This window comes from Ralstonia sp. GX3-BWBA (assembly GCF_003290055.1).
Lineage (GTDB): Bacteria > Pseudomonadota > Gammaproteobacteria > Burkholderiales > Burkholderiaceae > Ralstonia > Ralstonia holmesii.
This window is the reverse complement of record NZ_QMKS01000009.1, coordinates 377,633-390,365: the sequence shown is the minus strand read 5'-3', so window position 1 is coordinate 390,365 and position 12,733 is coordinate 377,633. Positions and strand designations below refer to the sequence as shown.

Annotated in this window: 10 protein-coding genes; 9 read left to right on the top strand and 1 reads right to left on the bottom strand. The window is 64.6% G+C overall.

What is annotated here, in order from left to right; genetic code table 11:
* Window positions 1–231 precede the first annotated feature (231 nt).
* The 6 genes from DOD19_RS09330 to DOD19_RS09305 all read left to right on the top strand — a co-directional run bounded on the left by DOD19_RS09330 (window position 232) and on the right by DOD19_RS09305 (window position 6,331).
* On the top strand, window positions 232–945 hold the full coding sequence (locus DOD19_RS09330; RefSeq protein WP_024976090.1) for a response regulator transcription factor: 714 nt from the start codon (window positions 232–234) through the stop codon (window positions 943–945).
* Window positions 929–2,608, top strand: coding sequence for a FecR domain-containing protein (locus DOD19_RS09325; protein WP_112185258.1), 1,680 nt, complete (start codon window positions 929–931; stop codon window positions 2,606–2,608). Before DOD19_RS09330 ends, DOD19_RS09325 begins: the two co-directional genes overlap by 17 nt.
* Window positions 2,601–4,934, top strand: coding sequence for a CHASE2 domain-containing protein (locus DOD19_RS09320; RefSeq protein ID WP_112185256.1), 2,334 nt, complete (start codon window positions 2,601–2,603; stop codon window positions 4,932–4,934). Before DOD19_RS09325 ends, DOD19_RS09320 begins: the two co-directional genes overlap by 8 nt.
* Before the next feature lie 176 nt (window positions 4,935–5,110).
* The gene (locus DOD19_RS09315) at window positions 5,111–5,311 is read left to right on the top strand and encodes a hypothetical protein (RefSeq protein ID WP_024976087.1); all 201 of its coding nucleotides are present in this window, start codon (window positions 5,111–5,113) and stop codon (window positions 5,309–5,311) included.
* Window positions 5,312–5,345: 34 nt separating this feature from the next.
* Window positions 5,346–6,053 carry a response regulator transcription factor gene (locus tag DOD19_RS09310; protein ID WP_024976086.1) on the top strand — a complete coding sequence of 236 codons (708 nt, stop codon included), beginning with the start codon at window positions 5,346–5,348 and terminating at the stop codon, window positions 6,051–6,053.
* A gap of 26 nt (window positions 6,054–6,079) precedes the next feature.
* Window positions 6,080–6,331 carry a GlsB/YeaQ/YmgE family stress response membrane protein gene (locus DOD19_RS09305; RefSeq protein WP_112185254.1) on the top strand — a complete coding sequence of 84 codons (252 nt, stop codon included), beginning with the start codon at window positions 6,080–6,082 and terminating at the stop codon, window positions 6,329–6,331.
* Between the two features lie 306 nt (window positions 6,332–6,637).
* Here DOD19_RS09305 and DOD19_RS09300 read toward each other — a convergent pair whose 3' ends face one another.
* A complete protein-coding gene (locus DOD19_RS09300) occupies window positions 6,638–7,393 on the bottom strand; it encodes a FadR/GntR family transcriptional regulator (protein ID WP_112185252.1) in 756 nt (251 codons plus the stop codon).
* 87 nt (window positions 7,394–7,480) lie between these two features.
* Between DOD19_RS09300 and gudD the strand changes: the two genes are divergently transcribed.
* The 3 genes from gudD to DOD19_RS09285 all read left to right on the top strand — a co-directional run bounded on the left by gudD (window position 7,481) and on the right by DOD19_RS09285 (window position 12,652).
* Window positions 7,481–8,851, top strand: coding sequence for a glucarate dehydratase (gene gudD / locus DOD19_RS09295; protein ID WP_112185250.1), 1,371 nt, complete (start codon window positions 7,481–7,483; stop codon window positions 8,849–8,851).
* Window positions 8,852–8,937: 86 nt separating this feature from the next.
* A complete protein-coding gene (locus DOD19_RS09290; RefSeq protein ID WP_112185248.1) occupies window positions 8,938–10,230 on the top strand; it encodes an MFS transporter in 1,293 nt (430 codons plus the stop codon).
* A 10-nt stretch (window positions 10,231–10,240) separates the two neighbouring features.
* Window positions 10,241–12,652 (top strand): glycoside hydrolase family 31 protein, encoded by a 2,412-nt coding sequence (locus DOD19_RS09285; RefSeq protein WP_112185247.1) that lies wholly within the window; start codon window positions 10,241–10,243, stop codon window positions 12,650–12,652.
* Window positions 12,653–12,733: the final 81 nt, after the last annotated feature.

Here is a 12,733-nt window from a genome sequence, read left to right as displayed (position 1 = left end):
TGCAATATGACGGGGGCGGCCTTTTAGCATGAGCTGGGCTCAAGCCGGTGTGCGACACATGCTGGTGGGGCGTGGGTAAGGTCTTGCGCGGCGGGCACATGTCGCGCCAATGGTGGCTGGTGGATCGAACACCGATGCACCGGTCCGGGACCCCGATCACAACGACCAAGGGAGTGACCCGGCATTCCGCATAGCGATAGCCGGACCCGTTACGGGGAAAGGGCAGTCCAGATGGCGATACGAATTGCCTCGGTAGAAGACAACCAGGCGCAGTCCGATTTGATCCGCGAGATCCTGGTTTCGTCCGGATACGAATGCGAGTGTTTCAGTAACGGGGATGCCTTCGTCAAGGCGCTGCGGGATCGCACGTTCGACCTGCTGCTGCTCGACTGGCAGTTGCCTGATATCAGCGGCATTCAGCTTGTGAGCTGGGTGCGGCAGACAGTCGGCCCGGCGCTGCCGGTGCTGTTCCTGACCAACCGGTCGCTCGAAGACGATGTGGTGCGCGGGCTGGCCGCCGGCGCGGACGATTACGTCATCAAGCCGGTGCGCCGCGCCGAGCTGGTGGCGCGCGTGGGTGCGCTGCTGCGCCGCGCTGCACCGCGCACGGGCGAATCGCTTGAGCGCATTCGCGTCGGCCCGTATGCGGTGGACCCGGTCGGGCGCGTGCTGACGCTGAATGGCTCACAGGTCGAGCTGTCGCCGCGCGAGTTTGATCTTGGGCTTTACCTGTTCCGTAATGTCGGCAAGCTGGTGCCGCGTGAGCTGATCGAGCAGGCGGTCTGGGGGCGCAGCATTGGCCCGGATTCGCGCACGCTGGCCACGCATATCTCCAAGCTGCGGCTCAAACTCGATCTCAATCAGAAGAATGGCGTGCGGCTGGTCTCGGTGTATTCGCATGGCTATCGCCTCGAAACCACGCAGGAAGATGGTGAAGCAAGCTGACGCAATCTGGGGTGGTTTGATTGGGCGCGCCGCGTTTGTCGGCGCGTTCGTTCTTTTTGGCGGCGTGTGGCAGGCGGCGACGGCTCAGCCTTCCGGCGCCGATGGCACCGATTTCCTCTATCGCGTGCAGCAGGGCGACACGCTGATCAACCTCGCGGCGCGTTACATGGACAGCGTCGAAGGCTGGCGCTTGCTGCAGCAGCGCAACCATGTGGCAGATCCGTATCGGTTGAAGCCTGGCTCGCTCCTTCGGATTCCGTTCGATCGTATTCCGGTGGTGCCGGCGACTGCGCAGGTCGTGTTTGCCCGCGATGCAACGTCCGGGGGCAAGCCGCTGCAAGCGGGCATGAAGCTCGCAGAAGCGTCGCAGATTGATACCGGCGACAAGGGCGCCGTTACCCTGTCATTTGATGACGGCACGCGCGTTACGGTGCCGCCGGGCAGCCACGTGGCGCTGTCGCGTGTGCGAGCATTTGCGCGTGCCGGGCTGATCGATGTGCGCGTGCACGTGAAGCAGGGCGAGGCCGAATCCAATGTCTCGCCCAGGAAGAACGGCGTGGGCCGGTACGAGATTTCCACGCCGGCGCTGGTGACGGGTGTGCGCGGTACACGTTTCCGCGTGCAGGCGAGCGAAGCCGTATCGACGAGTTCCGTGCTCGAAGGCGAGGTGGCCACGACCGCCGGTCGCCAGAAGCAGGCGATCAAGGCCGGCTTTGGCGTGCAGGCATCGGCTGGGCATCTCAAGCGGGCAGCGCTGCCCGCGGCGCCCAAGCTGAACGCCATTCCCGAACTTGTGCAGACACCATGCTTGCGCGCGACGTGGCAGCCGGTCAAGGGCGCGGTCGGCTATCGCGCTGCCGTGGCGCGCGATGCCGCGCTGTCCGAACTCAGCGCCTATCAATCGAGCAAGACGCCCGCGGTAACGCTCTGCGGCGACGAGGACGGCGACTACACGCTCGTCGTGCAAAGCATCGATGCGCTCGGGCTGACAAGCGAGTCGGCCACGCGGCCGTTCACCGTGCGCCTGCACCCGGAAGCGCCATATACGATCCAGCCCGCTAGCGGCCGGACCTACCGCAGCGGCGACGTGGCGTTCGCATGGGCTGCCGTGTCCGATGCCGGCAGCTACGACATGGAAGTCGCGGACACTGAGACCTTCGCCTCGCCAGCCATTCAGCAGCATGCCAACGATGTGCGTCTGACCAAGCCATTGACGGCAGGCACATGGTGGTGGCGTGTGCGCTCCGTGGCCGCGGACGGCAAAACTGGCCCGTGGAGCGACGCGCTGCGTTTTCGCGTGCTCGACATTCCGCCGGATGCCGTGCCGACAGCCGCAGTGGAAGCGGGCAACGATGGCAAACTGCACGCCCACTGGTCTGCGCTGTCGCCCGAGCTGGCGGCATCTGGCGCGCGCACGCGTGTGCAACTGGCCGGCGACACAAGCTTCGCCAAGCCCATCGCCGACGTTGTGAGCGAAGGCAACGAGGCCACCATTCCGCGGCCGCCGTCCGGCGTGTATTACATCCGCACCGGCGTAGACCTGGGCGATGCAGCATCGGTGGTCTACGCCAAGCCGCAGCGCATTGACGTCGGCACCTTCGTCGGCGATTCCGCGCGCAGCCCGGTGCAGAGCGGCGGCAGCAATCTCCTTCTCAATGACTGAACCCGTACCCGTCAAATCGGACGTGCGCAGCCTTGGGCGGCGCGCGCTGATGGAGTGGGGTGTGCTGGTGGTGCTGGCTGCGCTGCTGACGTTGGGTGCGGTGCGCTGGAGCGTGGTCGCCCGGCTTGACGCCGCCCTGTACGACACCGCCGTCACGCTGCATGGGCATGCCCCGCGCGACGATATCGTCATCGTTGCCATTGATGACCAAAGTCTCGATGCGGTGGGACGCTGGCCCTGGCCGCGCGCCCGCCTGGCCGATCTGATTGCGCGCGTCGGGCAGGCGCAGCCACGCGCCATCGGTGTCGATATTCTGTTGATCGAACCCGATCTTGCGCAGCCCGAAGGGGATCGGGCTTTGACCGCCGCCATCGAGCAGGCTGGACACGTCATCCTGCCTGCGCTGCCTGAACGGACGGAGCACGGGCGCGTGTATCACTATCCGTTTCTCGGTATCAACGCGTCCGTCGCGCATATCAATGCCGCCCCCGATGCGGACAGCGTGGTGCGCGGCATATACCTGGCCGAGGGCCCGCGTGCGCATGTGCTGGACCATCTTGCCGTGCAGCTCGCGCGGCAGGCGCTGCGACCGCCGGCCTTCATACCGGCGCTGCCTGATGTGGAAACCGATGCCGGCGGCTGGACGCGGCGGGCGCATATCCGCCTGAATTTTGCCGGGCCGGCCGGTACATACCGGCATGTGCCGGCGCTGGACGTGCTCAACGGCCACGTGCCGCCCGAGGCGCTTGCCGGCAAGCTGGTGCTGATCGGGGCGACTGCATCGGGCGTGTCCGATATCTTTGCGACGCCGCCTTCGCGCACGATGAGCGGCGTCGAAGTGCTGGCCAATGCCACGCAGACGGTACTCGACGGCAGCGCCATCCTGCCGGTGCCGCCAGGCGTGTTCTGGGCGATGACGCTGCTTCCCCTGCTGATGACCGCGTTTGCGGTGCGTTGGCTCACGCCGCGGATGGCGCTTGCCGTGGCGGTGACGGGTGCCGCCGTGTTGTTGTTGAGCGCGATTGGCGTGCTCGTGTTCGGCAATCGCTGGTTGCCGCCGTTTGCCGCGTTGGTTGGCCCACTGGTGTTGTATCCGCTGTGGAGTTGGCGTCAGCAGGAAGCCGCGTTGCGCTTTCTGCGCGACGAGATGCAGCGCCTGGCGCGCGAGCCCGGCCTGCTGGGCGATACCGCGCCGCTGACTCGCACCGGCCGCACCCTGGGTGCGCACATGGATGCCGTCGCCGCGCTCACGGACAAGCTGCGCGCGCTGCGCCGTTTCCTGGCCGATGCGCTGGAGAGCCTGCCCGATGCCACGGTTGTCTGCACGCGCGACGGCACGATCCGCCTGGCGAATGGCCGCAGCGCGGACCTCGCCGGCCAGTTGCAGACGCCCGGTCAAAACCGCGCGGCCGCGTTGCGCGACCTGCCGACGCTGCTGGCGCGTGCGTTTCCCGACCCCGCCGCTGGCGAGCACTACTGGGCGCGCTGGCTGGCCGACTCCACCGGGCTCGAACCTGTCGAGCTACAAACGCACGACGGCCGCTCGATGTTGATGCACGCTGCCGCGTTGCGCGACGAAGCGGGTCGCCCCGTCGACATCATCGTCAGTTTTGCCGACATCACGCCGGTGCGACAGGCCGAGCGCCACCGCGAGGAAGCGCTGCGTTTCATCTCACACGACATGCGTTCGCCTCAGAGTGCCATCCTCGCCCTGATTGAACTGCAGCGCGACACATCCCGCGCGTTGGATCGCGAGGCGCTGCTCTCGCGCATCGGGCAATTGTCGTCGCGCACGCTCGAACTGGCCGATGCTTTCATCGACCTGGCGCGTGCCGAATCGCAAACACTGAAGCTGGTGGATGTGGATCTGCTGGGCCTTGTTCTCGATGCCGCCGATGAGGTCTGGCCGCTCGCGAATCGTCACCAGGTGGAAGTGCGCGTGGTAGCCGACATCGAAGCGACCGTGCGAGGCGAGCCGCGCTTGCTGGTGCGCGCGCTGGTGAATCTGCTTAACAACGCCATCAAGTTCAGCACGGCCGGTTCTGTGGTGACGGTGTCGGTGGAGCAGGACGAGGCGATGTTCTCGGTGGCCGTGGCCGATCAGGGTGCCGGCATTGCCCTTGCCGATCAGCCGCGGTTGTTCCAGCCGTTCCATCGCTTGCATGAGGGCGCGGCCAATGCGCCGTCCGGCAGTGGGCTGGGCCTCGTGTTCGTGAAGACGGTGGTTGACCGGCACGGCGGCCGCATTGCCGTGCAGAGCGCGCCGGGGCTGGGTTCCACCTTCACGTTGTGGCTGCCGCGCGGCACACATCGCCACGACGCCTGAGGCCATCGCGGTCTCGTGTGGCCTTTGCCACATTTCCTTTTCAATCATTTGCATTTTGGCATTGCGGCGGCCCTACAGTTCATTGGCCGACCCGCACAGCATGCGCCGGTGACACGCCGGTCGAGAGACGACGGCACCTTGGAAAACCGAGCACAGACACGCCCGAGGCGCCACGAATGTTGAGCCAGACTGCAACCGATGTTTTGAGCGAATGCGATTACGAACGCGTTCGCGCCCAACTGCATCAAGCCCTGCGCGGCGACGGGAACCCGCCGCAGGTCGAACGCTTCTGGCTGGCTGGTCGGCATGTATCCATGTGGCGCGGCGGTGGTCGCGACGACGGCAATGCACAGCACCATCGTCGCACCACCGCTTGACCGCGCCGCACGCAGTCAACCTCGAAACCGAGCCATGAAAATCGGTCTGATCGACACGCACCTCGCCCGCCAGCAGGCGATCCACTCCGCTCTGCAGCCCACGCGCTTCGAATGTGTGCCGCTGTTTCTCTCCCGCCAAGTTTTTGAAGCCATTGATGTGCACGGCATCAACCTGTTGATGGTCGGCGCCCATGCGCACGACATGCCCGGGCTGTCGCTGGTGCGTACCGTGCGCGAGCGCGTCGGCCCTGGTATGGCGATCGTCTACCTTGCCGACGGCCAGGCCGATACCGAAACCGCAGAGGCGCTCAACCACGGTGCAGACCTGTGCTTCCAAGGTGATATCCGTCCGCCTGAGTTGCTGGCGCGGCTCGATGCGTTGATCCGCCGCTTTGCCGTGAGCCGGGCTGTGAGAGCGTCGGAGATTCGCCTGGGGCCGTACACGCTCGATCGACAGAACCGTTCCATCCGCCTGCATGATGCTTCGGTGTCAGTGCATGCGCGTGAATTTGAGTTGGCGCTGTTGCTGTTCGCGAATGCGGGGCGTGTTCTCTCGCGCGCCGACATCGAACTCGCGCTCTGGGGCCGCGAGCTGAGCCCGTATTCACGCACGCTCGATACGCATGTCTCACGCCTGCGCAAGAAGTTGCGGCTTGGCACGGAGAACGGCCTGCGCCTGCGCGCCATCTACGGGCAGGGCTTCTGCCTGGAGCGCGTGATGGATGTGGCTGCAACGCACTGACAGCCTCAACCCACAGAGCCACTGCCATGCAACTGCTCTGCATCACCATCCTCATCGGCTTTCTGGTCGGGCTTGTGGCCCGGTGGATCACGCCAGGGCGGGGTGTGAGCGGCTTCCTCCTCACGATCATGGTTGGCATTGCCGGCGCGCTGGCGGCCGCCTTTCTCGGGCAGTTGATGCGCTGGTATGAGCCTGGCCAGTCGGCGGGGTTTGTCGGTTCGGCGGCCGGCGCTGTCATCCTGCTGGCCGGCTATCATCTGATGGCTCGCGATCGCTGAGTGCAGCGCTCCAAAACATAAAAGCCCCGCGAGTCGGGGCTTTTTTATTGCTCGAGCAGGCGGATCCGAGTGACGGCTGCCAAAAAGAAACGCCCTGATACTCGGGACAGCAGCATCAGGGCCAAGAAGGCCGCGGCTCTCTCTTCCGCGACCGGAGCGCACCCACGAGGGGTCGGTGCAAGCTCAGGTTACGTGGCTGAGAGCGAGGGAATGCAAATCTTTATCAACGGCGCCAATACGTTGGGGCGGGAGATGGTTGGTGCTGGGTAATAAGACGTCGTACAACTGTACGGTCTTCGGGCCAACTCAGCCCGCCGTTGCCGCTGCTTGCGTGCCGGCCGCTTCGTGCGCGCGGCGCAGGCGTTCGCGGCTGTTTGACAGGTGCATGCGCATGGCAGCGCGCGCGGCTTCAGAGTCTTTGCGGGCAATGGCTTCAAAGACGCTGTGGTGCTCGCGGTTGACGGTGGCGCGCAGTTCCGGAGCGTTCAGGTAACCCACCTGCTCCAGTCCCATCCGCGTGCGAGGGATGAGCGTTTTGCCGAGCTGGGCGAGGGCGCCAACAAAGTGTTCATTGCCCGTGGCGCGCGCGATGCTCAGATGAAATTGCAGGTCGGAGGTGGCGCTGTCGTTGCCGTCTGCCTGGTCCTGCTCGATGGCTTCGAGCGCCATGCGCAGGGCGTCGATCTCGGCGGGAGAGATGCGCTGGGCGGCCAGGCCCGCGCACTCCGTCTCAATGGCGACGCGCAGTTCCAGCATGCTCAGGATGTCGTGCATTGTGGATGCGTCGCCCAGCGGGATGCTGTTGTCTGTGCGCGGTGGCAGCACGAAGCTGCCGATGCCGTGACGTGTTTCGATCAGCCCCTTGGCCTGCAGGCGCGAAATGGCTTCGCGTATCACGGTGCGGCTTACGCCCAGTGCTTCCATCAAAGCGGATTCCGTCGGCAGCTTGTCGCCAACGCGCAGGGATTCGCTCGCGATACGCCCCTTGATGTGGTCCACCACGACGTCCGCCAAGCTTTGGGTGCGGCGCACAAGCGTTGCGGGCGGATTGGGGGTGGGCATGCAATCTCCGGAAAGGGGCGGGTTTACCAGGGGTAGTTCAGCAGGAATGTGTCAATTATAGTCCCGTTCCATGTTGTACGACGACTGATGACATACGTGATGACCATGAATCACCAAGCTTCCGAACCCCCACTGCACACGCCGCGCGTCACGCGCCTCCAGGTCATTCCCGTGGCCGGCCGAGACAGCATGTTGCTGAACCTGAGCGGCGCACACGGCCCGTTCTTTACCCGCAATATCGTCATCCTGGAAGACTCCGAGGGTCATCTCGGTGTCGGCGAGGTGCCGGGTGGCGAGACCATCCGCAAGACCATCGAGGACGCGACGCCGCTGGTTGTCGGACAACCGATCGGCGCATACAACAACGTGCTCAACAGCGTGCGCCGTCAATTTGCCGATCGCGACGTCAGCGGCCGCGGGTTGCAGACCTTCGATCTGCGGACCACCGTTCATGCGGTGACGGCGCTGGAAAGCGCGCTGCTCGACTTACTCGGCCAGCACCTGGGCGTGCCCGTGGCGGCGCTGCTGGGGCAGGGGCAACAGCGCGCCAAGGTGCCGGTGCTCGGTTACCTGTTCTTCGTGGGCGATCGCAAACGTACCGACCTGGACTACGCAGACGGCAGCGACGCCACTGACGACTGGACCCGCGTGCGCCACGAAGAGGCGCTCACGCCGGAAGCGGTGGTGCGCCTGGCCAAGGCGGCCCATGCGCGCTACGGCTTCAAGGATTTCAAGCTCAAGGGTGGCGTGCTGAGCGGCGATGACGAAATGGTCGTCACGACGGCACTGGCCGAAGCGTTTCCTGAGGCGCGTGTCACGCTGGACCCGAACGGCGCGTGGTCGCTGGCAGAGGCTATTCGCCTGTGCCGCGACAAGCACGACGTGCTCGCCTACGCCGAAGACCCATGCGGCGCGGAAGGCGGTTACTCGGGCCGCGAGGTGATGGCCGAGTTCCGCCGTGCCACCGGCTTGCCGACGGCCACCAACATGATCGCCACCGACTGGCGCCAGATGGGGCATGCCATTCAGTTGCACTCGGTCGACATTCCGCTGGCCGATCCGCATTTCTGGACGATGCAGGGTTCGGTGCGCGTGGCGCAGATGTGCGACGACTGGGGCCTGACCTGGGGCTCGCACTCCAACAACCACTTCGACATTTCGCTGGCGATGTTCACGCACGTGGCCGCAGCCGCGCCGGGCAACATCACCGCCATCGATACGCACTGGATCTGGCAGGACGGCCAGCGCCTGACCCGCGCGCCGTTCCAGATCGTGGGCGGCGAGATTGCCGTACCGGCGGCGCCGGGCCTGGGGGTCACGCTCGACATGGACCAACTGGAGAAGGCCCACGCGCTGTACAAGCAGCACGGCCTGGGCGCACGCGACGATGCGATCGCCATGCGCCAGCTGATTCCCAACTGGCAGTTCGACAACAAGCGCCCCTGCATGGTGCGCTGACCGCTACGGCGAACCCGAGGCGGCGCAAGCGGTATTACGCCGCCTCGTAGATCAATAACCAATAAGAAGACATCGGAGACAACACCGTGAAGACCATCAAGGGCTTGCGCTGGTGGATCATCGTGCTGGTGTGCCTGGGCACGATCGTCAACTATCTGGCGCGTAACTCGCTGGGTGTGCTTGCGCCCACGCTCAAAGATGAACTGGGAATGAGCACCCAGCAGTATTCCTACGTGGTGGCCGCCTTCCAGGTCGGCTACACCGTCATGCAGCCGGTCTGCGGCTTTATCGTTGACTTGGTTGGCTTGCGTATCGGCTTTGCGCTGTTTGGTGTGTTGTGGTCGTTTGCTGGCGTGCTGCATGCGGGCGCAAGCGGGTGGCTGTCACTGGCGGGTTTTCGCGCCCTGATGGGGCTGACCGAAGCCGCTGCCATTCCGTCGGGCATGAAGGCCGTGGCGGAATGGTTTCCCGACAAGGAAAAATCCGTTGCCGTCGGCTGGTTCAATTCGGGTACGTCGCTCGGTGCGATGTTGGCGCCGCCGCTGGTGATCTTCCTGCACCTGCGTTACGGCTGGCAGTCGGCATTTGTCGTGACTGGCGCCCTCGGCTTCTTGTGGGCCGCGTTGTGGTTCGCGTTCTATCGTTCGCCGAAGGACCATGCTGCACTGTCGGATGCTGAACGCGAAAAGATCATCAGCGGGCAGCTCCGTCCCGTGAGTGCCGAGCGCGGCAAGCGCCCCGTCAAGGATGTTGTGACGTCGCGCCGCTTCTGGGCGATTGCGCTGGCGCGCTTCTTTGCCGAGCCGGCCTGGCAAACCTTCAGCTTCTGGATTCCGCTCTATTTCGTCAACGAGCGCCACCTCGATCTGAAGGAGATCGCCATGTTCGCGTGGCTGCCGTTCCTGGCGGCTGACCTGGGCGGCCTGGCGGGCGGTTATCTGTCGCCGTTCCTGATCAAGCGTTTCCGCATTCCGCTGGTGTGGTCGCGTGTGTGCGGGGTCGTGCTGGGTGCGTTCATGATGATTGGCCCGGCGTGCGTCGGGCTCGTGGCGTCTCCCTATACGGCGATTGCGCTGTTCTGCGTGGGCGGCTTCGCGCACCAGATGATCTCTGGCCTGGTCAACACGCTGTCTGCGGACGTGTTCGACCCGGAAGAGGTGGGCACCGCGAGCGGCTTTGCCGGCATGGCAGCGTGGATCGGTGGCTTGGGTTTCTCGCTGCTGGTGGGCGCGCTGGCCGACAAGGTGGGCTATGGCCCGCTGTTCGGCATGCTGGGCGCATTTGATCTGATCGGCGCGGTGCTGCTGATCGTGTTGATTCGCGGGCAATCGCAGGAAGAGCGCGCCGCGCGTCAGATGAGTCTTTCTGCTTCACACTGAGTTGAAACCGATGTCCATGTTGCATCCCCCTCGATTCGAACTCCAGGCGCACGAAGGCAACCGGCTGCGCCTGGCCAGCAGCACCAACGCTGCGATTGAACTCTTCGTGCTGGAAGAAGACATCATTCGCGTGCTGGTGCTGCCGCAGGGCGATTTGCGTGGCCCGGCTACGTGGTCGATTGCACCCGGCGGTGATGACACGCCGCTCGAAGGGCGCGACCGCCGAGACCTCGCCGGCTTCTCGCTTCCGGCATTCCAATTGCTGAGCGATGCCGACACGCTGCGCGTGGAAACCAGCAAGATCCGCCTGAGCGTTGCGCTCGCCGGCGGGTTTTGCACATGGCAGATCCGCAGGGCCGGCGAATGGCAAACGGTGCTGAATGATCGCCCCACGCAGGCCTACAACTTTTGCTACTGGGACGAGCAGGTCTACCACTACGTGCGCCGCGAACCCGGCGAAATGTACTTTGGCCTGGGCGAGCGCGCCGGTGACATGAACCGTGCCCACCAGCGCTACGAGATGCGCAACATCGATGCGATGGGCTACAGCGCGCGCACGACCGATCCGCTGTACAAGCACATCCCGTTCTACGTGACGTGGCAACCGGAAAACAGCACTGGCTTTGGGTTGTTCTACGACACGCTGTCCGACTGCAGCTTCGACATGGGCCGCGAGCTGGACAACTATCACGGCCTCTATCGCTACTTTGTGGCGCCGCATGGGGATCTCGATTATTACTTCATCGCCTCGCCCGACACGCCGCTCGATGCCACGCGCCGCTTTACGTGGATGACCGGTCGCCCCGCGTGGATGCCGAAGTGGGGCCTTGGGTACTCCGGCTCGACCATGACGTACACCGATGCGCCCGATGCGCAGGAACAAATGGCCGAGTTCATCAAGGGATGTCGAGAGCACGACATCCTGTGCGACTCGTTCCACCTTTCGTCGGGCTATACGTCGATCGGCCCGAAGCGCTACGTCTTCAACTGGAACACCGATAAGTTTCCGGATGCACGCGGCTTCGTCCAGAGCTATCTGGACGCCGGCATCCGCCTGTGTCCGAACATCAAGCCGTGCCTGCTGCGCGACCACCCGAAGTTTGAAGAAGCCAAAGAGGCCGGCCTGCTGATTTGCGATGCAAAGGGTGAGCCGGCGTGGGTGCAATTCTGGGATGAGGTCGGCGCGTATCTCGATTTCACCAACCCGAAAACGCTCGATTGGTGGAAGGCCAACGTCAAGAGCGCGCTGCTCGAGTACGGTATGGCGTCGACCTGGAACGACAACAACGAGTTCGAAGTCTGGACGCCCGACGCTTTCGCCCACGGGTTCGGCAAGAAGGCGCCCATCCGCGAAGCCAAGGTGCTGCACACGATGCTGATGATGCGCGCCTCGCGCGAGGCGCAACTTGAGTTTGCGCCGCAGCGTCGGCCGTTTCTTGTGTCGCGCTCAGGTGGTGTCGGTATGCAGCGCTATGTGCAGACGTGGTCCGGCGACAACTACACCTCGTGGGAAACGCTGCGCTACAACCTGAAGATGGGTTTGGGGCTTGCGCTGTCGGGTGTCTCGAACATCGGTCACGACATCGGCGGGTTTGCCGGCCCGGCGCCGTCGCAGGAGCTGCTGGTGCGCTGGGTGGCGTTTGGCGTGTTCATGCCGCGCTTTTCCATCCACTCTTGGAACGACGACAAGACCGTCAACGAGCCCTGGATGTATCCGCAGGTCACCTCGCAAATTGCCTCGCTGATCAAGCTGCGCTATCGGCTGATTCCGTATCTGTACGAACTGCTGTGGCAATCCACGCAGGCCTATGAGCCTGTGCTGCGGCCTACGTTTGCCGAGTTCCCGAACGACCGCCGCTGCTACGCCGAGTGCGATGACATGATGCTCGGCGCGTCGCTGCTGGTGGCGCCGACCGTGGAGGAAGGGCAGACCGAGCGCACTGTCTATCTGCCGGCCGGCGCGCGCTGGGTGTCGTACTGGAGCGGCGGGGCGTTCGAGGGCGGACAGACCATCACGCTGCCTTCGCCGTGGGACCAACCCGTCATGCTGATTCGCGAAGGCGGCGTGATCGCGCTGAACGTGGCGGAGCAGCATTTCGATCAGCGCGCCGATCAACGCGGCTTCCTTGTCGTGCCCATGCAAGGTGTTGGCGAGGCGGTTGGAGGCTGCATTGAAGACGACGGCGAAACCGAAGCGTGGCGCAATGGCGAGCAGGGCCGCTGGAGTGTGCGTGCGGTGTCTGACGCCGAGGCCATCACGCTGCACGTCTCGCGCGAAGGCAAGATGCCGACGCACGCCGACACGGTCGAGATTCACCTGCCCGCGGGTGATGCACGGCAAGTGCAGACGCCGCGTGCCCGCGTGCTGGCAACCGATGTTGCGGGCGGCTGGCGCCGCCTGAAGTTGCAATTGCTGGCCTAGTGCCGCATCCTCGCTGCGCATCACGTGCGGGGTCCGGAGAGACCCCGGGATGCACGGTGTTCCCTTGGTGCAGGAGATTTC